This is a genomic window from Stutzerimonas stutzeri (assembly GCF_002890895.1).
Taxonomy (GTDB): domain Bacteria; phylum Pseudomonadota; class Gammaproteobacteria; order Pseudomonadales; family Pseudomonadaceae; genus Stutzerimonas; species Stutzerimonas stutzeri_AB.
Genome location: NZ_POUL01000012.1, coordinates 99,107 through 120,243 on the forward strand (window position 1 = coordinate 99,107; position 21,137 = coordinate 120,243).

Below are 21,137 nucleotides of genomic sequence, written 5' to 3' on the forward strand. Positions count from 1 at the left end.
CAACGGTCGAATTGGCCGCATCGAACGCCAGGGGATCCAGAGTCGGCAGCAGCTCCTGCAAACGATAACGCGGCGCCTCTCGGCTATTCAGGCCGAACATTGCCTTGGCCTGGCTGTTGAGAAATTGCAGGCGACCACTGAAGTCGCTGATCAGGATCCGCTCTTCAATCGCTCCGAGAGCCGTCGCCGAATAACGCAACAGCTGCCAGTGGACGCGCAGGCGTCGTGGCACCAGAAGTCGCGCACACGCGGTGGCGATTCCCCGTGCAAGCCTTTCAAGGCGGGCTGACGCTGATGGAAGTCGATCGACCAAACGTTGAGAGTCCCAAGTGGCATGGCAATGAGCGCTGGGCCGAACCAGCGCCTGAACGGGGCCAAGAATGCCTTGAGAGCCATCAAAGCGCCAGCATCGGATCGACGTCCCGGTTTGCCCTGCCAGGTGCATTACGGTAGCTTTGCCAGTTCGGTTCGACCCGTCCACGGCGGCGGGATTCGCCTCACTTTTTCCTTCGTCACGGGCACTCGTCTCCATGGCTCAATACGTCTACACCATGCATCGGCTCGGCAAAGTCGTTCCGCCGAAGCGTGAAATCCTCAAGAACATTTCCCTGTCATTCTTCCCGGGCGCCAAGATCGGCGTGCTCGGCCTCAACGGCTCGGGCAAGTCCACCCTGTTGAAGATCATGGCCGGGGTCGACAAGGAGTTCGACGGCGAAGCGCGAGCGATGCCCGAGCTGAATGTCGGCTACCTGCCGCAGGAGCCGGAGCTGGACCCGAACAAGACGGTTCGCGAAGTCGTCGAGGAAGCTGTCAGCAGCATCAAGGATGCCCAGGCGCGCCTAGACGAGGTCTACGCCGCCTACGCCGAGCCCGATGCCGATTTCGACAAACTGGCCGCCGAGCAGGCCAAGCTCGAAGCGATCCTGCAGGCCAGCGATGGCCACAATCTCGAGCGCCAGCTGGAAGTCGCCGCCGACGCCCTGCGTTTGCCGCCGTGGGACGCCAAGGTCGAGCACCTGTCCGGTGGTGAGAAGCGCCGCGTAGCGCTGTGCCGTCTGCTGCTGTCGGCTCCCGACATGCTGCTGCTGGATGAGCCGACCAACCACCTGGACGCCGACTCGGTCGCCTGGCTGGAGCACTTCCTCCACGACTTCACCGGCACTGTCGTCGCGATCACCCACGACCGCTACTTCCTCGACAACGTGGCCGGCTGGATTCTCGAGCTCGACCGCGGCCAGGGCATCCCCTATGAGGGCAACTACTCCGGCTGGCTGGAAGCGAAATCCAACCGTCTGGCGCAGGAATCCAAGCAGCAGTCGGCCCACGAAAAAGCCATGAAGGAAGAACTGGAGTGGGTGCGCAAGGGCGCCAAGGCCCGCCAGGCGAAATCCAAGGCCCGCCTGCAGCGCTTCGAAGAACTGCAGTCGCAGGAATTCCAGAAGCGCAGCGAGACCAACGAAATCTACATCCCTGCCGGCCCGCGTCTGGGTGACAAGGTCATCGATTTCCACAATGTGACCAAGGGCTACGGCGACCGTGTACTGATCGACGACCTTTCGTTCAGCATGCCCAAGGGCGCCATCGTCGGCGTGATCGGCGGCAACGGCGCAGGCAAGTCGACATTGTTCCGCATGATCATGGGCAAGGAGCAGCCGGATTCAGGCAGCATCGAGATCGGCGACACGGTGCAGGTCGCCTGCGTCGACCAGAGCCGCGATGATCTCGATGGCAGCAAGTCCGTGTGGGAAGCGGTGTCCGATGGCGCCGACATGATCCGCATCGGCAACTATGAGGTGCCCTCGCGCACCTACGTGGGGCGCTTCAACTTCAAAGGCGGCGACCAGCAGAAGTTCGTCAAAGACCTTTCCGGCGGTGAGCGTGGTCGCTTGCACCTGGCATTGACGCTGAAGGAAGGCGCCAACGTGCTGCTGCTCGACGAACCCTCCAACGACCTCGACGTGGAAACCCTGCGTTCGCTGGAAGAGGCCTTGCTGGACTTCCCTGGCGCGGCCATCGTGATCTCCCACGATCGCTGGTTCCTCGACCGTGTCGCCACGCACATCCTCTCCTATGAGGATGACGGCAGCATCGTATTCTTCGAAGGCAACTACACCGAGTACGAAGCCGATCGCAAGAAGCGCCTCGGCGATGCAGCTTCTCAGCCGCATCGGGTGAAATACAAGAAACTTGCCCAGTAGCAAACCATAGCGGAGCCGAAAGGCTCCGTTTTTGTGTGGCGAAGCGCCTCTGGTGGCAACTGGCCCAATACCGGATAATCGCGCTTTTTCGGCGCCGGGCACGACACTTTTGTGTCAGAGTCAGCAGCAATCACAATGGAAGGTCAAGGTCACCATGGCAGCACTGGGATTACGCGGCAAATCACTGCTGGCGTTGCTATTGACCTTCCTGCTGGCAATCGGCGTGGCTGTACTGGTCGGCCGTGAAGCGTTGCAAGGCGTGCAGAACCGTTTTGGCGAAGCCTATGCGCGCAATGTAGTTCAGCTCAACCGTGAACGATTGTTTGCACCGGTCACGCGAGAACTAGCGCTGGCGCAGCGGCTGGCGGAATCGCAGATCACTCGCGCCTGGCTGCTCGATGAGAGCGATCCGGCCAAGCGTGAGCTGTTCTTCCGCGAAGCGGCCGGTTATCAGCGCGCGCTGAGTGACCATTCCTACTTTGCGGCGTCCGCAGCGAGCAACCGTTACTACTCCAACGGCGACCAGCAACCTCCCAGCGAGGCGCCCCGCTATGAGATGAAGCCCGACGCGCCAGAAGACGAGTGGTTCTACGTCACCCTGCGTTCGGACGCGCCCTACCATCTCAACGTCGACCGCTCGGCCGTGACTGGCGACCTGAAAATCTGGTTCAACATCCTGGTCCGGGATGGCAGCCGCCCGCTCGGCATCGTCGGCTCCGGGATCAGCCTGAACGCGTTCGTCACCCAGTTCATCGAAGAAGACAAGACGGGCGTCGAGTCGATGGTGCTGGATAGCTTCGGCTCGATCCTGGTCCACCCCAACCAAAACCTGGTGACGCTGAACGCCGACACCTCGCAAGGTCGTTCGCTGTCCACCAGCCTGCTCGGCCTGCTCGACGATATCGACCAGGCAAAGGCACTGCGACAAGCGATGCGCTACAGCCGCGAACACCCTGGCGAGACGGCCACATTGGAGGCAAGCCTCGATGGTGAGCCCCGCCTGCTGGCGCTGACCTGGATTCCCGAACTGCAGTGGTTCGTCGCCAGCGCCGTGGATCTACGAACCGCGCAAGTCATCGAGCTGAGACCCCTGCTGCCCGCTCTCGGTGCTGTGTTGTTGCTACTGCTATTGCTGATCGCGGCCGGTGCCTGGCTGGTCGACCGTCGCGTACTTAGCCCGTTGCGGCAACTGCGCAAGAGCGCTCAGGCCATCGCTGCCGGACACTACAACGCGCCGCTACCGACCGATCGGGACGACGAGATCGGCGAGCTCAGCGCAGCCTTCCGCAGCATGGCGCTTAAAATCCGTAGCCATACCAGCGAACTGGAAAGCCGCGTCGACGAACGCACGCGTGAACTGCAGCAGGCCAACCGGGACATGGCCGCCGCACACAAGAAAATAGAGGACTCGATCGATTACGCCAGCCTTATCCAGCACGCCATCCTGCCCAAGCGCCAACTGGTGGCCGACCTCGATGAGCGCCACGCGGTGCTCTGGCATCCTCGCGACGTGGTGGGTGGCGACTTCTATGTCTATCGCGCCACCGAACAAGGCTGTCTGCTCGGCGTGGTCGACTGCGCCGGCCACGGGGTGCCCGGCGCCCTGATGACCATGCTCGCCCACGCTGCCATCGAACAGGCCATCGCCGATGCGGGCCTGCACGACCCGGCGGCTATTCTTGCGCGCACTGACGGCATCGTGCGCAGGATGCTGCGCGACGACACGACCCAACAGGCACTCGCCACCAACATGGACGTCGGCCTCGCCTACGTCGATTTCGAACGCCGCCTGGTGGTCTACGCTGGCGCCAAGGTTGCGCTCTACTACAGTGATGGCGAAAGCCTCGAGGAGCTGCCGGCCGGACGCCGCGCCATTGGCGACCGACGCGTTGGCGAGTACGGGAATGCCGAAGTCGGGCTGAAGCCAGGCCGCACATTCTATCTGGCCACCGATGGCTTCCTTGATCAGGCAGGTGGCGAGCTCGGTTATGGTTTCGGCAATAGCCGCTTCGCCGATATGATTCTGCGTCATGCCCGCCTGCCCATGAACGAACAGGGGGCGGCGTTCAAAGCCACCCTGGACGAATACCAGGGCGATTACCCCCAGCGTGACGACATCACGATGTTGTGTTTCCGTTTCGATTGAGCGCCATTCACCGGAGTCGAGTTGCCCCATGGAAACCCTTGACCTGTTCGCCATGCGCGAAAGCTACAACCGACAGCAGATCATGCTGTGCTTCAACGGCCCGATTTCGCGCAGCCTGATCGAGGAAATCGGCAACGCGCTGCGTAACTACCTCGCGGCTGATCATGCCAACCCGTCGTCGGCGATGGATGTGTTTGCCGTGTACATCGAGATGACCCAGAACATTCGCCATTACGCCAAGGTGCGTAACTGGGCGGATCAGGAGGCCGGCGCGACAGTCGTGGTCGCCCGCAACGATGCCGACGGGCGCTATGTGGTATCCGCCGGCAACCTGATCGAGACCGCGGACGGCGAAGCGCTGATCGCCAGCATCGAAGAGCTGGCCCGCCTGGACAAGACGCAGCTCAAGGCTCGTTACAAAGAACAATTGCGCAAGCCACGCGAAGACAACAGTGTCAGCGGCGCAGGACTCGGCCTGATCGACATCGCCCGCAAATCCAGCGAACCGCTGAAAGCCTCGCTGCAAACCGTCGCCAACGGCCGCTCGTTCATCAGCCTGAGCGCGGTCATCTGACTTACAAGAGCCAACTGCACATGAATGATTTCTCCATTGCCGGCAGCCAGTCATCGCCCGCCATTCAGTCCGACTGGGAAAACGGCGTGCTCGCCATGCAAGGCGACTCCTACCCGGAAAACTCCTATGAGCTTTTCCATCAGGTCATCGAGTGGATCGAACGTTACCTGGCCGAAGCCGGCCGCCCGCTGCGCCTGGAACTGCACCTGCTCTACCTGAACACCAGCAGCATCAAAGCCGTGATGGACATCTTCGACCTGCTCGAAGCGGCCCATCAGGATGGCAAAGGAGTGGCCGTCAACTGGCACTACGACCGGCGCAACGAACGTGTGGTAGAGCTGGCCGAAGAGTTCAAGGAAGACTGCACCTTTCCATTCATGATCCTCAGCCACGATTAGAAGGTCCTTATGCGCGGGCAGAATCCGCTGGAAAGTCAGGTTTTGGAGTCGCTGTCCGACCCCGAGAACCAAGGCCATCCACTGCATGAAACGCTGGGTCAGCTGTGGGAGGCACACCACAGCCTGCTCAACCGCATCGAGCGAATCGCCCGGGTCTCCGACGGCTACCAGAGCATCGTCCGCGACCGCGAGATGACACTTTCGGCCCGTTTCGACAAGCAGCTGCGACAGCTGGAAAAGGTCGCACGCATTTCAGATCGTTATCAGACAATGCTGCGTGACCTGAACGTCGCACTGAAAGAAGCCTCCACCCATGACGCCCTCACCGGCATCGCCAACCGCCGCTTGCTTACCGAGCGACTACGCGAAGAAACCGAACGGGCGAAACGTTATTCACGGCCCCTGTGCGTGGTCATGGTCGACATCGACCGTTTCAAGGCCATCAATGACGACCATGGCCATGAGGTTGGTGACAATGTGCTGATGGAAGTGGTGCGGGTGATGGAAGCCGAGATCCGCGAGCATGACCTCTGCGGCCGCTGGGGTGGCGAAGAATTCCTCCTGCTGATGCCGGAGACCTCGACCGAAAGCGCAGTGCGGATAATGGAGCGGTTGCGTCAAGCCGTCGCCAAGCTGCGGGTACGGGTCAATGACGACTCGCTGTCGGTAACGGTGAGCCTGGGCATGGCACAGCTGCGACACGATGAGAACTACTCCAGCGCCATCAACCGAGCCGATGTGGCACTGCTGCGCGCCAAGCGCAACGGCAGGGACCGCTACGAGCTGGCGGACTGACCGTACAAATCCTTGCATCGTCAGCGCTCAGTCGCTGAAAACGCCGGTTTTGCGCTCGACCCGGCGTTCCCCATCGCCCAGCGCAATACCGCTGGCGACCTTCTGTTCACATCGGTGCGATGAATCTCATCGCACCCAGCAAGTACTGGTAACGCACCCGCCTGCAAGCGGGCGCGTCACCGGATGACGCCGGCGCTTAGTCGTTGATCTGCTTCAGGTAGCTCGCAGGCTCAGCGCCGAGGTTGTTCAGCATGCGCTCGCTGTACCAGTCGATGAAGTTGACCACACCGAACTCATAGGTCTTCGAGTAAGGGCCGGGCTGATAGGCCGTCGAGTTGATCCCGCGCTGGTTCTCTTCGGCGAGGCGACGGTCCTGATCGTTGGTCGCGTCCCACACCTGACGCAGGCGCGCCACATCGTAGTCGACACCTTCGACCGCATCCTTGTGAACGATCCACTTGGTGGTAACCATGGTCTCCTGCGCGCTGATCGGCCACACGGTAAAGACGATCACGTGATCGCCCATGCAGTGGTTCCAGGAGTGCGGCAGATGGAGGATACGCATGGAGCCGAGCTCGGGGTTCTGGATGCGGCCCATGAGCTTCTTGCTACCCTGCTTGCCGTCCATGGTCATCGAGACCGTGCCCTTGAGCAACGGCATGCGCACGATGCGGTTACGCAAACCAAAGCTGGCGTGGGCATAGGGAATCTTCTCCGCCTCCCACTTGGCGGCGGAATCGGCAACGTGATCCTTGAACGCCTGGCTGGCCCGTGGATCGGTGACGTCGTCCCACTCCAGCAAGGTATTGAGCAATTCCGGATGCGCGCCGTTGCAGTGGTAGCACTCGCGGTTGTTTTCCAGCACCAGCTTCCAGTTGGCCTTTTCCACCAGGGTGCTCTGCACCGCCACCTTGGTGTTCTCCATGTCGTACGGTTCCATGTAATGCGACAGGGTGGCCAGGAAGTCGTCGATCGCTGGCGGGTTCTCGGCCAGGGAGATGAAGATGTAGCCGCCAGCCGTCTTGCACTGCACCGGCTTCAACCCGTACTGGTTGAGATCGAAGTCAGCGCCCATCTCGGTGCCGGCGAACAGCAGCCGACCGTCCAGCTCGTAGGTCCACTGATGGTAGGGGCAGACCAGCTTGGCAACCTTGCCCTTGTCGCTGGTGCACAGCCGTGAACCACGATGGCGACAGACGTTATGGAAGGCATGGACCGCACCTTCCGCACCGCGGATAACCAGAATCGGGTTAGTGCCGATCTGTAAAGTCAGGAAATTGCCCTTGGCGGGTATTTCGCAGGTCATGCCGGCGATCAACCATTCTTTATGGAAGATCTCCTGCATGTCGATCTGGAACAGCCGTTCATCGCTATAGAACGGCTGCGCCAGAGAAAAATTCGGCTCGCGTGCCTGCAACATCTCGGCCGTGGCTTTGCGCGCGGCTTCGAGTGGATCGCCCAGGCTCAGGTTGGAAGTGACATCCATCGGTTGCTCCTCAAGCCGGCCGCGCCTTGCAGGCGTCTGTGGCTGGCGACAAAAGTGGCTATTCGGTTACGACGCAAGGCGGCGAGCCGGACGGCATCAGCGCCGTCAAATAGAGAAGCGGCTCCAGCGAATCACCCCCTGCTCGGCTGGGACCGAGTGTGTCGCGGCGCAACAGGCAAACCTTATCCACGGGCGACAGGCGCGCATCCGTTTCCGACGCGCAAACGCCCATGACATCGACCTGGTCGCGATAAGCATGCCGATGTCGCGGGTAGGTAAGTGACGCCGCGGCGTGTTACGCACAATTCTGTGCCATAAGGGCTATGCGGCGTGGAGTCGCAGTCCCGGAAAAGGGGCCCAACGGGTCGATGTAGCAGCGCGCAATCGAGGTGAGCATGTCCAGTAATTTCCTCAATCCGGTCAATACCCAGACATGGACCAACGGCCGCCATCTGGTGCGCTGCGTGAAGGTGATCCAGGAAACCTGGGATGTCCGCACCTTCTGTTTCATGTCCGATCAACCCATCATGTACTTTTTCAAGCCGGGCCAGTTCGTGACCCTCGAGCTTGAAATCGAAGGGCAGCAGGTGATGCGTTCCTACACCATCGCCAGCTCACCCTCGGTGCCTTACAGCTTCTCGGTGACGATCAAGCGCATCCCCGGCGGCAAGGTATCCAACTGGCTGCACGACAACCTCAGTGAGGGTGACCAGCTACCGGTGCACGGCCCGGTCGGGCTGTTCAACGCCATCGACTTTCCTACAGAGAGAGCCCTGTTTCTGTCCGGTGGCGTCGGTATCACACCGGTCATGTCGATGGCCCGCTGGTACTTCGACACCAACGCCAACGTCGACATGGTGTTCGTCCACAGCGCCCGCTCGCCAAAGGACATCATCTTTCACCGCGAGTTGGAGCACATGGCCTCGCGGGTCAACAACTTCAGCCTGCACATCATTTGCGAGAAACACGGCATGGGCGAGGCCTGGGCCGGTTATCGCGGCTACCTCGACCAGCGCATGCTGGAGCTGATCGCGCCGGACTTCGCCGACCGGGAAATCTTCTGCTGCGGCCCGACCCCGTACATGAACGCGGTCAAGCGACTGCTGCAGGCTAATGGCTTTGACATGCAGCACTATCACGAGGAGTCTTTCGGTGCGACGCCGGCAGACGTGCGCGAAGACGTCAAGGAACTGGCCGAACAGGCAGCCGAGGCGCCCGACGTACCGCTAGCCGACCTGAATCAGGTGGAGTTCACCGCGACCGGCAAGAGCATTCGCGTCGGCCCGCGCGACACCGTCCACTCGGCTGCCGCACAGCTCGGCCTGCACATTCCCAAGGCCTGTGGTATGGGCATCTGCGGTACCTGCAAGGTATTGAAGACCTCCGGCGAGGTGGTCATGGAGCACAACGGCGGCATCACCGATGAAGACGTGGCCGAGGGCTACATCCTGTCGTGCTGCAGCGTGCCACAGGGCGACGTGGTCATCGACTACTGAGCCAGGGCTGCACGGGCGGAGCCAGTCCCCCGTGCAGCATCCCCAGCGCCACCTGCGTCGGGCGCTACGCCGCAATTCACAGGCCGCGTAGCGCCGGCTCATCTCGCATGTCGACTAACTGAGAAGCGACCTGCTCGACTGGCTGATTTGCCAGCCACAGCCAGCGCATCACCTCGCAACCGGCCCCTCCGACATCTCATCATCGCCCCGTCGCGACCCTTGTCGCCCCTGCTTTACTTCATTCTGCCCAACGCGCAAGCGACTTCTGCGCTGCGCAATCGGCGTGCGCAAACGGCCAGCCGGCGCGCGCGACCGATTACTTGCGCGAGATTTCCGAGAGCGACGACAGCATGTCGCAAACGAACTCCCGCAAGACGCAGGCAGGCATCTTCCCACCAAGGCCCAGCCCTACCATCGCATCCAGACACACCAAGGCCTTCACCGAGGCGAATGGCGCCGTTGCGCCTTTAGGAGATCCGCGATGTTCAGCAAGCAAGACAAAATCCAGGGCTATGACGACGTACTTCTGGCGGCGATGGATGCCGAGGAAGAGCGTCAGGAACATCACATCGAACTGATCGCCTCGGAGAACTACACCAGCAAGCGCGTGATGCAGGCCCAGGGCAGCGGGCTGACCAACAAGTACGCCGAAGGCTATCCGGGCAAGCGTTACTACGGTGGTTGCGAGCACGTCGACAAGGTCGAGCAGCTGGCCATCGATCGCGCCAAAGAGCTGTTCGGCGCCGATTTCGCCAACGTCCAGCCGCATTCGGGCTCCTCGGCCAACAGCGCCGTCTACCTGGCGCTGCTCAACGCAGGCGACACCATTCTCGGCATGAGCCTGGCTCATGGCGGCCACCTGACGCACGGCGCCAAGGTCAGCTCGTCCGGCAAGCTGTACAACGCCGTTCAGTACGGCATCGACACCGATACCGGCCTGATCGATTACGACGAGGTCGAGCGCCTGGCGGTCGAGAGCAAGCCGAAGATGATCGTTGCCGGCTTCTCTGCCTACTCGAAGACTCTGGATTTCCCACGTTTCCGCGCCATCGCCGACAAGGTCGGGGCGCTGCTGTTCGTCGACATGGCGCACGTGGCGGGCCTGGTCGCGGCCGGCCTGTACCCGAACCCGATTCCGTTCGCCGACGTGGTCACCACCACCACGCACAAGACCCTGCGAGGCCCACGTGGCGGCCTGATCCTGGCCAAGTCCAACCCGGTCATCGAGAAGAAGCTCAACGCCGCGGTCTTCCCGGGCGCCCAGGGCGGTCCGCTGATGCACGTCATCGCAGCCAAGGCCGTGTGCTTCAAGGAAGCCCTGGAGCCTGAGTTCAAGGAATACCAGCAGCAGGTGATCAACAACGCCAAGGCCATGGCCAAGGTGTTCATCGAGCGCGGCTACGACGTGGTCTCGGGCGGCACCGACAACCACCTGTTCCTGGTCAGCCTGATCAAGCAGGGCATCACCGGTAAGGATGCGGACGCGGCACTCGGGCGCACCGGCATCACCGTCAACAAGAACGCCGTACCCAACGACCCGCAATCACCCTTCGTCACATCCGGGCTGCGGATCGGCACACCAGCCATCACCACCCGCGGACTCAAGGAAGACCAGAGCGTCGAGCTCGCGGGCTGGATCTGCGACATCCTCGATCACCTCGGTGATGACGATGTCGAGGCCCAGGTGGCTCGCCAGGTCGCAGGGCTGTGCGCCGACTACCCGGTGTATCGCTGATTCGAAAGGTGGAAGGCGCTGCTGCCTTCCACCGCCAGTTGTTGGTGGATCGCTGAGGGGGTGACCCCGCTACGAGTCGCAAAACCGCTTCGAGGCGGTCGTTTTTCCAGGAGCATTCGACATGCAACGTTATTCCGGCTTCGGCCTGCTCAAGCACTCATTCAGCCATCACGAAAACTGGCAGCGCATGTGGCGCAACCCCAAGCCCAAGCCAGTCTACGATGTGGTCATCGTCGGCGGTGGCGGCCATGGTCTGGCCACGGCGTACTACCTGGCGAAGCAGTTCGGCGTAAAGAACGTCGCCGTCATCGAGAAAGGCTGGTTGGGCGGTGGCAACACCGCGCGCAACACCACCATCGTTCGTTCCAACTACCTGTGGGACGAATCGGCACGTCTCTATGAACACGCGATGAAGCTGTGGGAAGGCCTGTCCCAGGACATCAACTACAACGTGATGTTTTCCCAGCGCGGCGTGTTCAACCTCGGTCACACCCTGCAGGACATGCGCGACATCGAGCGCCGGGTCAGCGCCAACCGCCTCAACGGCATCGACGGTGAAGTGGTCGATTCCCGTCAGGTGGCGGAGATGATCCCTTACCTGGACTGCTCGAAGAACACCCGTTATCCGATCCTCGGCGCCTCGCTGCAGCGCCGCGGCGGCGTCGCCCGTCACGACGCAGTGGCCTGGGGTTATGCCCGCGCCGCCGACGCCCTGGGCGTCGACCTGATCCAGCAGACCGAAGTGATCGGCTTCCGCAAGGAAAACGGCGTGTGCATCGGCGTGGAAACCAACAAGGGCTTTATCGGCGGCAAGCGCGTCGGCGTGGTCACGGCCGGTAACTCCGGGCACATGGCCAAGCTGGCCGGCTTCCGCCTGCCGCTCGAGTCGCACCCGCTGCAGGCGCTGGTCTCCGAGCCGATCAAGCCGATCATCGATACCGTGATCATGTCCAACGCCGTGCATGGCTACATCAGCCAGTCGGACAAGGGCGACCTGGTCATCGGCGCCGGCATCGACAGCTACGTCGGCTACGGCCAGCGGGGCTCCTACCCCACCATCGAGCACACCCTGCAGGCGATCGTCGAGATGTTCCCGATCCTCTCGCGGGTGCGCATGAACCGCCAGTGGGGCGGCATCGTCGACACCACTCCGGACGCCTGCCCGATCATCGCCAAGACACCGGTCAAGAACCTGTTCTTCAACTGCGGTTGGGGTACCGGCGGCTTCAAGGCCACGCCGGGCTCGGGTCACGTCTTTGCCGCCAGCCTGGCCAAGGGCGAGATGCACCCGCTGGCCAAGGCGTTTTCGATCGAGCGTTTCTACAACGGCGCGCTGATCGACGAACACGGCGCGGCTGGGGTCGCACACTGATTTTGTGCCCCTCCGCCGACGGCGGAGGGATGTAGGTTTTCTGGAGGTACCCGACCATGCTGCATATTTTCTGCCCTCACTGTGGCGAATTGCGCTCCGAAGAAGAGTTCCACGCGGGCGGCCAGGCCCACATCCCCCGCCCGCTGGACCCGAACGCCTGCACCGATGAGGAATGGGGCGAGTACCTGTTCTTCCGCGACAACCCGCGCGGCATCCACCACGAGCTGTGGATCCACGCGGCCGGTTGCCGCCAATACTTCAACGTCACCCGTCACACGGTGAGCTACGCAATTCTCGAGACTTACAAGATCGGCGAACAGCCCAGCGTCACCGAGGCATCGCTCGCCTCGAAGAAGGCTGCCGAGCAAGGAGTAAAGGCATGAGCCAGGTCAATCGTCTTTCCCAGGGCGGCCGCATCGACCGTAACCGGCCCCTGACCTTCACCTTCAATGGCGAGACCTATCAGGGCTACGCCGGTGACAGCCTGGCCGCCGCGTTGCTGGCCAACGGTGTCGACGTGGTCGGCCGCAGCTTCAAGTACTCGCGTCCGCGCGGCATCGTTGCCGCCGGTTCCGAAGAGCCTAATGCCGTGCTGCAGATCGGTAGCACCGAAGCGGCGCAGATCCCGAACATCCGTGCCACGCAGCAGGCGCTGTACCCAGGTCTGACCGCCAGCAGCGTGAACGGCTGGCCGAGCGTCAACACCGACCTGATGGGCATTCTCGGCAAGGTCGGCGGCGGAATGATGCCGCCCGGGTTCTACTACAAGACCTTCATGTACCCGCAGAACCTCTGGCTGACCTACGAGAAGTACATTCGTAAAGCCGCTGGTCTGGGCCGCGCGCCCACGGAAAACGATCCTGACCGCTACGATCACCTCAACCAGCATTGCGATGTTTTGGTAGTCGGTGCTGGCCCGGCTGGACTGGCAGCCGCGTTGGCCGCCGGTCGCAGTGGCGCCCGCGTGATCCTGGCCGACGAACAGGAAGAGTTCGGCGGCAGCCTGCTCGCCACCCGCGAGACCCTGGACGGCAAGCCAGCCGCTGAATGGGCTGCCGGCGTGATTGCTGAACTGGAAAAAATGCCGGAAGTGACGCTGCTTCCCCGCTCCACCGTGAACGGCTATCACGACCACAACTTCCTGACCATTCATCAGCGTTTGACCGACCACCTCGGTGAAGTCGCGCCCAAGGGTGCCTTGGGCCAACGGATGATTCGTCAGCGCATGCACCGCGTTAGAGCCAAGCGCGTCGTGCTGGCCACGGGAGCTCATGAGCGTCCGTTGGTGTATTCGAACAACGATGTGCCCGGCAACATGCTCGCCGATGCAGTCTCCACCTATGTGCGCCGCTACGGCGTGATCCCCGGCCGCCAGCTGGTACTGTCGACCAACAACGACTACGCCTACCGGGCAGTGCTCGACTGGCTGGACGCAGGCCAACAAGTGGCTGCGGTGGCCGATGCACGCAGCAATCCAAAGGGTGCCTGGGTCGAGGAAGCACGTCGTCGTGGCGTTCGCATTCTTGCCGGCAGCGCGGTGGTCGAAGCGCGCGGCAGCAAGCGGGTCACCGGGGCGCGCATCTGCGCCATCGACCTGGCCAGCCACAAGGTCGTCAGCCAGGGCGAAGTGATCGATTGCGATCTGATCGCCAGCTCCGGCGGCTACAGTCCGGTGGTCCACCTGGCCTCGCACCTTGGCGGTCGTCCGGTCTGGCGTGAAGACCTCCTGGCCTTCGTGCCCGGCGAGGGCTTCCAGCAGCGCACCTGCGCTGGCGCAGTGAATGGCGTGTTCGCCCTTGGCGATGCGCTCGCCGACGGCTTCGAAGCGGGCGCCACAGCGGCTGCCGAGACCGGCTTCAAGGCAGTCAGCGGCAGCGTGCCGCAGGCCGAACAACGCGTCGAGGAAGCCAGCGTCGCGCTGTTCCAGGTCCCGCACGACAAATCTACCGAGCGTGCGCCCAAGCAGTTCGTCGACCTGCAGAACGATGTCACCGCGGCCGGTATCAAGATCGCTACCCGCGAAGGCTTCGAGTCGGTCGAGCACGTCAAGCGCTACACCGCACTGGGCTTCGGTACTGACCAGGGCAAGCTCGGCAACATCAATGGTCTGGCCATTGCCGCCCATTCGATGGGCATCAGCATCGCCGAGATGGGCACCACGATGTTCCGGCCGAACTACACGCCGATTACCTTCGGTGCGGTCGCCGGTCCTCACACCTACGAGCTGTTCGAGCCCAAGCGTTACACCGCCATGCAGGCCTGGCACCTCAAGAATGGCGCCGAGTTTGAAGACGTCGGTCAGTGGAAGCGCCCCTGGTATTTCCCCAAGAAGGGCGAAGACCTGCATGCCGCCGTGGCCCGCGAATGCCTGGCCGTGCGTAACGCGGTGGGCATCCTCGACGCCTCGACCCTTGGCAAGATCGACATCCAGGGTCCGGACGCACGCGAGTTCCTCAACCGCGTCTATACCAACGCCTGGACCAAGCTGGATGTGGGCAAGGCCCGTTACGGCCTGATGTGCAAAGAAGACGGCATGGTCTTCGACGACGGCGTGACCGCTTGTCTGGCCGACAACCACTTCGTGATGACCACCACCACCGGCGGTGCGGCACGGGTGATGGAATGGCTGGAGATCTACCACCAGACCGAGTGGCCTGAGCTGAAGGTGTACTTCACTTCAGTCACTGACCACTGGGCGACCATGACCCTGACCGGCCCCAACAGCCGCAAGCTGCTGGCCGAGGTCACCGACATCGACCTGGACAAGGACGCGTTCCCGTTCATGACCTGGAAGGAAGGCAAGGTAGGCGGCGTGCCAGCACGGGTCTTCCGCATCTCCTTCACCGGTGAGCTGAGCTACGAAGTCAACGTCCAGGCCGACTATGCGCTGGATGTGTGGGAGCAGGTCATCGAGGCAGGCAAGAAACACGGCCTGACGCCTTACGGCACCGAGACCATGCACGTCCTGCGCGCCGAGAAGGGCTTCATCATCGTCGGTCAGGACACCGATGGCTCGGTGACCCCGGACGACCTGAACATGGGCTGGTGTGTAGGCCGTACCAAGCCATTCTCCTGGATCGGCTGGCGTGGCATGAACCGTGAGGATTGCCTCAAGGAAAACCGCAAGCAGCTGGTCGGTCTGAAGCCGCTTGATCCGAAGAAGGTACTGCCCGAGGGCGCGCAGCTGGTATTCGATCCCAAGCAGCCCATCCCGATGACCATGGTGGGCCACGTGACCTCCAGCTACATGAGCGCGGCCATGGGTTATTCCTTCGCCATGGCCCTGGTCAAGGGCGGCCTCAAGCGCATCGGCGAGCGAGTCTACGCACCGCTGGTCGATGGCAGCGTGATCGAAGCGGAGATCGTCAGCTCGGTGTTCTACGACCCGAAAGGCGAGCGGCAGAACGTGTGAGGTGAACGTGAGGCTGGCGCGCCAGCCTCACGCTCGGTACACCCGGAATTCTACGGCGCCGCACGGCGCCAGGCAGGTAAACCATGACTGCAGTGAACGTGTACAAACAACGCCCGGACAACATCCAGGGGCAATCGCCGTTGCACCACGCCGGCCTGAAAGAGCTGGTCGGCAAGGGCCGTGCTGGCGCCGGCATTCGCCTGCGGGAAAAGAAGCTGCGCGGGCACCTGACCTTGCGCGGCGACGCCCACGACCCGGCCTTCGTCAAAGGCGTTAACCAGGCGCTCGGAATGGAACTGCCGGTCGCACTGACGCTGGTGGCCAACGGCGAGACCTCGCTGCAGTGGATGGGCCCGGACGAGTGGCTGCTGATCGTTCCGCAGGGCGAGGAATTCGCCACCGAACAGCGCCTGCGCGACGCGCTGGCCGGCCAGCACATCCAGGTGGTCAATGTCAGCGGCGGGCAAACCCTGATCGAGCTCTCCGGGGAAAAGGCCCGCGAGCTGCTGATGAAGTCGACACCCTACGACGTGCACCCGAGCAACTTCCCGGTGGGCAAGGCCGTGGGCACCCATTTCGCCAAGAGCCAGCTGGTGATCCGGCGTACCGGTGAGGAAGTCTGGGAACTGCTGGTGCGCCGCAGCTTCGCCGACTACATCTGGCTCTGGTTGCAGGATGCCAGCGCCGAGTACGGGATGGCGATCGAGGCGTGATGTCGCCGGGGTGGCCGACGCGCTCGTCCACCCCGGCCAACCAGAAAGGGACGGCTGACGCGTGAGCCACACGCCCACCGATGCCCGCCCCGCTTGGGAGATAACCATGAGCCGCACGCCCGACACCTGGATCCTTACCGCACACAGTCCGAGCCTGCTCGGCACGGTCGATGTGGTGACCCGCTACCTCTTCGAACAGGGCTGCTACGTCACCGAGCACCACAGTTTCGATGATCGTCTGGTCAGCCGATTCTTCATCCGCGTCGAATTTCGCGCGCCGGAGGGATTCGACGAGTCGCAGTTCCGCGCCGGGCTGGTCGAGCGTGTCACGCCCTTCGGGATGCACACCGAGCTGACACCGCCGGGCTACCGGGCCAAGGTGGTGATCATGGTGTCCAAGTCCGATCACTGCCTGAACGATCTGCTCTACCGCCAGCGCATCGGCCAGCTGCCGATGGAGATCGCTGCAGTTGTCTCCAACCACCCGGATCTCGAGCCCCTGGCGCGCTGGCATGGCATTCCCTATCACCACTTCCCGCTCGATCCGCGCGACAAGCAGGCGCAGGAGCGTCAGGTGCTGCAGGTGATCGAGGATAGCGGCGCGGAGCTTGTAGTGCTCGCCCGCTACATGCAGGTGCTCTCCCCCGAGTTGTGCCGCACGCTCGATGGCCGCGCCATCAACATTCACCACTCGTTGCTGCCCGGTTTCAAGGGCGCCAAGCCCTACCATCAGGCCTACCAGAAAGGCGTCAAGCTGGTCGGCGCCACTGCGCACTTCATCAACAACGACCTCGACGAAGGGCCGATCATCGCCCAGGGCGTCGAGCCGGTGGACCACACTCACTATCCCGAAGACCTGATCGCCAAGGGCCGCGACATCGAATGCCTGACCCTGGCCAAGGCGGTCGGCTATTTCCTCGAACGCCGGGTATTCCTGCACGCCAACCGAACGGTGGTGCTGTAGGTCCCGGTCGCAATTTCATAGCTCCACTACAAGCCCGCGTGACCTCCCGTCGCGCCTTGTATTCACAAAAACAAAGGAGAAAGGCAGATGGCTGACAATCGTGGCGTCGTTTACCTCGGCGCAGGCAAGGTCGAAGTCCAGAAAATCGACTATCCGAAGATGCAGGACCCCCGCGGGCGCAAGATCGAGCACGGAGTGATCCTGCGCGTCGTTTCCACCAACATTTGCGGCTCGGACCAGCACATGGTGCGCGGCCGCACTACCGCCCAGGTCGGCCTGGTGCTCGGTCACGAGATCACCGGGGAAGTCATCGAGAAAGGCAGCGATGTCGAGCACCTGCAGATCGGCGACCTGGTCTCGGTTCCGTTCAACGTTGCCTGCGGCCGTTGCCGTTCCTGTAAGGAACAGCACACCGGCGTCTGCCTGACCGTGAACCCGGCGCGTGCCGGCGGTGCTTACGGCTATGTCGACATGGGTGACTGGACCGGCGGCCAGGCCGAATACGTGCTGGTCCCCTACGCCGACTTCAACCTGCTCAAGCTGCCCAATCGCGACAAAGCGATGGAAAAGATCCGCGACCTGACCTGCCTGTCGGACATCCTGCCCACTGGCTACCACGGCGCGGTTACCGCCGGCGTCGGCCCAGGCAGCTCGGTGTACATCGCTGGCGCCGGCCCGGTCGGTCTGGCGGCTGCCGCTTCGGCGCGCCTGCTGGGCGCTGCAGTGGTCATCGTCGGTGACCTCAACGCAGCCCGTCTGGCTCACGCCAAGGCGCAGGGTTTCGAGATCGCCGACCTGTCGCTGGATACTCCGCTGCACGAGCAGATCGCCGCCCTGCTGGGCGAGCCGGAAGTCGACTGCGCGGTTGACTGCGTAGGCTTCGAAGCGCGTGGCCATGGCCATGAAGGCGCCAAGCACGAGGCTCCGGCCACTGTGCTCAACTCGCTGATGGGTGTGGTTCGCGTTGCGGGCAAGATCGGTATTCCCGGTCTGTACGTCACCGAAGATCCGGGCGCCGTGGACGCCGCAGCCAAGATGGGCGCACTGAGCATCCGTTTCGGTCTCGGCTGGGCCAAGTCGCATAGCTTCCACACTGGCCAGACTCCGGTCATGAAATACAACCGCGCCCTGATGCAGGCAATCATGTGGGACCGCATCAACATCGCCGAAGTGGTAGGCGTGCAGGTAATCAGCCTGGACCAGGCGCCTCAGGGCTACGGCGAGTTCGATGCCGGCGTGCCGAAGAAATTCGTCATCGACCCGCACAAGATGTTCAGCGCCGCCTGATCCGTCGTCAGCAGTTGTTTCGTCTTGCGGGTCGGCCGCAGGACTCTGATGTTGAGCACTTTGGGGAGCCTTTGGCTCCCCCTTTTTTGGTGAGCATTTCGCCAGCGTTTCAGCGCGGCCGAGGCATAGGTGCCGCTGCACGCCTGATCGCCCTCTTCCGCCCTCAGCCAGGCAAGCCGATGATCCGACCGATGTGAACGGGCTTAGGCAAGTCCTGCTGCGCCTCATGCAACGCCTGCACCTGCGCCAGCACCGCCTCGTCGAACGGCGCCGAGCGGCCTGCCTGTCGATCGATGTTGATCAGCATCTGCTCGTTGGCTGCCAGCAGGCTGTTCTCACCAGCCCGATAAAGACCGTGGTAGACCTGCAGCCGCTTGCGGTCATGATTCAGCAGCTGCGTACGCACCTCTACCTCCGCCCCAAGCTTGACCTCGGCCACGTAGTTCAGATGGCACTCGAGGGTATACAGCGTGTGCCCGCTGCGCTCGCGCCCGGCCTGGTCGAGGCCGATCCGATCCATCAGCGCATCCGTGGCAAAGCTGAAGATCAGCAGGTAGAAGGCGTCGCGCAGGTGATTGTTGTAATCGACCCACTCGGGCCGGATTGGGGTGCGATAGGTCGTGAGCATCCGAGGGTGTCCTTTGTTGAGTCGGTGTATTCCGAGCGCGACCAATGTGCCGAAAATGGCCTGCCGGCCGCGCTGTAGCCGATAGCCGGTCGCCGCGGCGTGCGCCGGGATCAGCACTATGGCTGCCCCAGCGGCCTGGTTATCGCGTGTTGACGTTTTGAGCAATACCCCAGTCGTTTTTGCATCGGGACGACATCCCCCCCAGGGATAAGCTGCCGCCAAGCATCGACAAACGATTCGATGAGCCGCACTGGGGAGTTACCTGATGAACCCAACCGAACTGCACGCTGACAGCATCGTCATTGACGGCCTGATCATCGCCAAATGGAACCGCGAACTGTTCGAGGACATGCGCAAGGGTGGTTTGACGGCCGCCAACTGCACCGTCTCGGTATGGGAAGGGTTCCAGGCCACAGTCAACAACATCGCCGCCAGCCAGAAGCTGATCCGCGAAAACAGCGACCTGGTGATGCCGGTGCGCACCACCGCCGACATCCGCAAAGCCAAGGAACTGGGCAAGACAGGCATCCTGTTCGGCTTCCAGAACGCCCACGCCTTCGAGGACCAGCTCGGCTACGTCGAAGTGTTCAAGCAGCTCGGCGTCGGCATCGTGCAGATGTGCTACAACACCCAGAACCTGGTCGGCACCGGCTGCTACGAGCGCGACGGCGGGCTGTCCGGGTTCGGGCATGAAGTCGTCGCCGAGATGAACCGCGTCGGCATCATGTGCGACCTCTCCCACGTCGGCAGCAAGACCAGCGAGGAAGTCATCCTCGCATCGGAAAAACCGGTCTGCTACTCGCACTGCCTGCCATCCGGCCTGAAAGAGCACCCGCGCAACAAGTCCGACGAAGAGCTGAAGTTCATCGCCGACCACGGCGGTTTCGTCGGCGTGACCATGTTCGCGCCCTTCCTGGCCAAGGGCATCGACTCGACCATCGACGACTATGCCGAAGCCATCGAGTACGTGATGAACATCGTTGGCGAAGACGCCATCGGCATCGGCACCGACTTCACCCAGGGCCACGACCAGAACTTCTTCGAGTGGCTGACCCATGACAAGGGTTATGCACGCCGCCTGACGCGCTTCGGCAAGATCGTCAACCCGCTGGGCATCCGCACCGTGGGCGAATTCCCCAACCTCACCGAGACCCTGCTCAAGCGCGGCATGCCCGAGCGCACCGTGCGCAAGGTGATGGGCGAAAACTGGGTACGGGTCCTCAAGGACGTCTGGGGCGAATGACGAATACCGGAGCCCGCCGCGCGCACCAATAGCGGCATCGCCCTCAGCGGTCTCGCCAAGGCTCATCAGCACTGTTCAAACAAGCAAGACAACGAATTCTGGAGCTCAAACACATGTCCACCCACGCACCCGAAATGCCCATCCAGGTCGACGACGAAACCGGCGTCTGGACCACCGACGCCCTGCCGATGCTCTACGTGCCGCGGCATTTCTTCGTCAACAACCACATCGGCATCGAGGAGGTGCTCGGCGCCGAGAAGTACGCCGAGATCCTCTACAAGGCTGGCTACAAGTCGGCCTGGCACTGGTGCGAGAAGGAAGCCGAATGCCACGGGCTGGTCGGCGTGGAAGTCTTCGAGCATTACATGAAGCGCCTGTCGCAGCGCGGCTGGGGCCTGTTCAAGATCGAATCAATCGACCTGGACGCCGGCACCTGCGAGGTCCGCCTGGATCACTCGGCATTCGTCTACGTCTACGGCAAATGCGGGCGTCCGGTGGATTACATGTTCACAGGCTGGTTCGCCGGCGCCATGGATCAGATTCTCCAGGCGCAGGGCAGCAGCATCCGCACCGTCGCCGAACAGGTCTACGGCGCCTCGCAGGAAGGCCACGACCACGGTCTTTTCCGCGTCAAACCACTCTAAAAAAAGGTATGTGAGAGGGGCTTCGTGGCGACAGCATCGCCGCGCA

The 21,137-nt window shown here is 62.5% G+C and carries 17 protein-coding genes; 15 read left to right on the forward strand and 2 right to left on the reverse strand.

Features of this window, described 5'->3' with window-relative positions; all coding sequences use genetic code 11:
• The first annotated feature begins 530 nt into the window (after positions 1 to 530).
• From ettA to siaD, 5 genes are all read left to right on the forward strand, one after another.
• Entirely contained in the window at positions 531 to 2,198 is a 1,668-nt protein-coding gene (gene ettA / locus CXK96_RS18590) for an energy-dependent translational throttle protein EttA (protein ID WP_102837918.1), read from the forward strand.
• A gap of 154 nt (positions 2,199 to 2,352) precedes the next feature.
• Positions 2,353 to 4,344, forward strand: a complete 1,992-nt coding sequence (gene siaA, locus CXK96_RS18595) for a biofilm regulation protein phosphatase SiaA (RefSeq protein WP_102837919.1) — start codon at positions 2,353 to 2,355, stop codon at positions 4,342 to 4,344.
• A gap of 28 nt (positions 4,345 to 4,372) precedes the next feature.
• Positions 4,373 to 4,918, forward strand: coding sequence for a biofilm regulation protein kinase SiaB (gene siaB / locus CXK96_RS18600; protein ID WP_102837920.1), 546 nt, complete (start codon positions 4,373 to 4,375; stop codon positions 4,916 to 4,918).
• Positions 4,919 to 4,938: 20 nt separating this feature from the next.
• A complete protein-coding gene (siaC, locus tag CXK96_RS18605) occupies positions 4,939 to 5,316 on the forward strand; it encodes a biofilm regulation phosphoprotein SiaC (RefSeq protein ID WP_102837921.1) in 378 nt (125 codons plus the stop codon).
• A gap of 9 nt (positions 5,317 to 5,325) precedes the next feature.
• Positions 5,326 to 6,111, forward strand: coding sequence for a biofilm regulation diguanylate cyclase SiaD (gene siaD, locus CXK96_RS18610; RefSeq protein WP_102837922.1), 786 nt, complete (start codon positions 5,326 to 5,328; stop codon positions 6,109 to 6,111).
• Between the two features lie 196 nt (positions 6,112 to 6,307).
• On the opposite strand, the gene gbcA is transcribed toward siaD, so the two are convergent.
• Complete coding sequence (gene gbcA, locus CXK96_RS18615) at positions 6,308 to 7,597, reverse strand: glycine-betaine demethylase subunit GbcA (RefSeq protein ID WP_102837923.1); 1,290 nt, start codon at positions 7,595 to 7,597, stop codon at positions 6,308 to 6,310.
• Between the two features lie 395 nt (positions 7,598 to 7,992).
• On the opposite strand from gbcA, the gene gbcB reads away from it, so the two are divergent.
• From gbcB to fdhA, 8 genes are all read left to right on the forward strand, one after another.
• Positions 7,993 to 9,093, forward strand: coding sequence for a glycine-betaine demethylase subunit GbcB (gbcB, locus tag CXK96_RS18620; protein ID WP_102837924.1), 1,101 nt, complete (start codon positions 7,993 to 7,995; stop codon positions 9,091 to 9,093).
• Positions 9,094 to 9,574: 481 nt separating this feature from the next.
• Positions 9,575 to 10,828: a serine hydroxymethyltransferase gene (glyA, locus tag CXK96_RS18625; protein WP_102837925.1), complete on the forward strand. Its 1,254-nt coding sequence runs from the start codon at positions 9,575 to 9,577 to the stop codon at positions 10,826 to 10,828.
• A gap of 121 nt (positions 10,829 to 10,949) precedes the next feature.
• A complete protein-coding gene (locus CXK96_RS18630; RefSeq protein ID WP_102837926.1) occupies positions 10,950 to 12,200 on the forward strand; it encodes a sarcosine oxidase subunit beta family protein in 1,251 nt (416 codons plus the stop codon).
• 56 nt (positions 12,201 to 12,256) lie between these two features.
• Positions 12,257 to 12,583: a sarcosine oxidase subunit delta gene (locus CXK96_RS18635; protein ID WP_102837927.1), complete on the forward strand. Its 327-nt coding sequence runs from the start codon at positions 12,257 to 12,259 to the stop codon at positions 12,581 to 12,583.
• Entirely contained in the window at positions 12,580 to 15,612 is a 3,033-nt protein-coding gene (locus CXK96_RS18640; RefSeq protein ID WP_102837928.1) for a sarcosine oxidase subunit alpha, read from the forward strand. Before CXK96_RS18635 ends, CXK96_RS18640 begins: the two co-directional genes overlap by 4 nt.
• 83 nt (positions 15,613 to 15,695) lie before the next feature.
• Entirely contained in the window at positions 15,696 to 16,325 is a 630-nt protein-coding gene (locus CXK96_RS18645; protein ID WP_102837929.1) for a sarcosine oxidase subunit gamma, read from the forward strand.
• A 106-nt stretch (positions 16,326 to 16,431) separates the two neighbouring features.
• On the forward strand, positions 16,432 to 17,289 hold the full coding sequence (gene purU / locus CXK96_RS18650) for a formyltetrahydrofolate deformylase (RefSeq protein WP_101152638.1): 858 nt from the start codon (positions 16,432 to 16,434) through the stop codon (positions 17,287 to 17,289).
• An 87-nt stretch (positions 17,290 to 17,376) separates the two neighbouring features.
• Entirely contained in the window at positions 17,377 to 18,576 is a 1,200-nt protein-coding gene (gene fdhA / locus CXK96_RS18655; protein ID WP_102837930.1) for a formaldehyde dehydrogenase, glutathione-independent, read from the forward strand.
• A gap of 163 nt (positions 18,577 to 18,739) precedes the next feature.
• Here the strand turns inward: fdhA and CXK96_RS18660 are convergent, their stop codons facing one another.
• Positions 18,740 to 19,204: a thioesterase family protein gene (locus CXK96_RS18660; RefSeq protein ID WP_102837931.1), complete on the reverse strand. Its 465-nt coding sequence runs from the start codon at positions 19,202 to 19,204 to the stop codon at positions 18,740 to 18,742.
• Between the two features lie 265 nt (positions 19,205 to 19,469).
• On the opposite strand from CXK96_RS18660, the gene CXK96_RS18665 reads away from it, so the two are divergent.
• Positions 19,470 to 20,447 (forward strand): dipeptidase, encoded by a 978-nt coding sequence (locus tag CXK96_RS18665; protein ID WP_101152634.1) that lies wholly within the window; start codon positions 19,470 to 19,472, stop codon positions 20,445 to 20,447.
• Positions 20,448 to 20,560: 113 nt separating this feature from the next.
• Positions 20,561 to 21,091 (forward strand): 4-vinyl reductase, encoded by a 531-nt coding sequence (locus CXK96_RS18670; protein ID WP_102837932.1) that lies wholly within the window; start codon positions 20,561 to 20,563, stop codon positions 21,089 to 21,091.
• Positions 21,092 to 21,137: the final 46 nt, after the last annotated feature.

Coding starts and splice junctions, on each gene's coding strand:
- ettA (WP_102837918.1), top strand. CDS start 531: ATGGCTCAATACGTCTACACCATGCATCGGCTCGGCAAAGTCGTTCCG.
- siaA (WP_102837919.1), top strand. CDS start 2,353: ATGGCAGCACTGGGATTACGCGGCAAATCACTGCTGGCGTTGCTATTG.
- siaB (WP_102837920.1), top strand. CDS start 4,373: ATGGAAACCCTTGACCTGTTCGCCATGCGCGAAAGCTACAACCGACAG.
- siaC (WP_102837921.1), top strand. CDS start 4,939: ATGAATGATTTCTCCATTGCCGGCAGCCAGTCATCGCCCGCCATTCAG.
- siaD (WP_102837922.1), top strand. CDS start 5,326: ATGCGCGGGCAGAATCCGCTGGAAAGTCAGGTTTTGGAGTCGCTGTCC.
- gbcA (WP_102837923.1), bottom strand. CDS start 7,597: ATGGATGTCACTTCCAACCTGAGCCTGGGCGATCCACTCGAAGCCGCG.
- gbcB (WP_102837924.1), top strand. CDS start 7,993: ATGTCCAGTAATTTCCTCAATCCGGTCAATACCCAGACATGGACCAAC.
- glyA (WP_102837925.1), top strand. CDS start 9,575: ATGTTCAGCAAGCAAGACAAAATCCAGGGCTATGACGACGTACTTCTG.
- CXK96_RS18630 (WP_102837926.1), top strand. CDS start 10,950: ATGCAACGTTATTCCGGCTTCGGCCTGCTCAAGCACTCATTCAGCCAT.
- CXK96_RS18635 (WP_102837927.1), top strand. CDS start 12,257: ATGCTGCATATTTTCTGCCCTCACTGTGGCGAATTGCGCTCCGAAGAA.
- CXK96_RS18640 (WP_102837928.1), top strand. CDS start 12,580: ATGAGCCAGGTCAATCGTCTTTCCCAGGGCGGCCGCATCGACCGTAAC.
- CXK96_RS18645 (WP_102837929.1), top strand. CDS start 15,696: ATGACTGCAGTGAACGTGTACAAACAACGCCCGGACAACATCCAGGGG.
- purU (WP_101152638.1), top strand. CDS start 16,432: ATGAGCCGCACGCCCGACACCTGGATCCTTACCGCACACAGTCCGAGC.
- fdhA (WP_102837930.1), top strand. CDS start 17,377: ATGGCTGACAATCGTGGCGTCGTTTACCTCGGCGCAGGCAAGGTCGAA.
- CXK96_RS18660 (WP_102837931.1), bottom strand. CDS start 19,204: ATGCTCACGACCTATCGCACCCCAATCCGGCCCGAGTGGGTCGATTAC.
- CXK96_RS18665 (WP_101152634.1), top strand. CDS start 19,470: ATGAACCCAACCGAACTGCACGCTGACAGCATCGTCATTGACGGCCTG.
- CXK96_RS18670 (WP_102837932.1), top strand. CDS start 20,561: ATGTCCACCCACGCACCCGAAATGCCCATCCAGGTCGACGACGAAACC.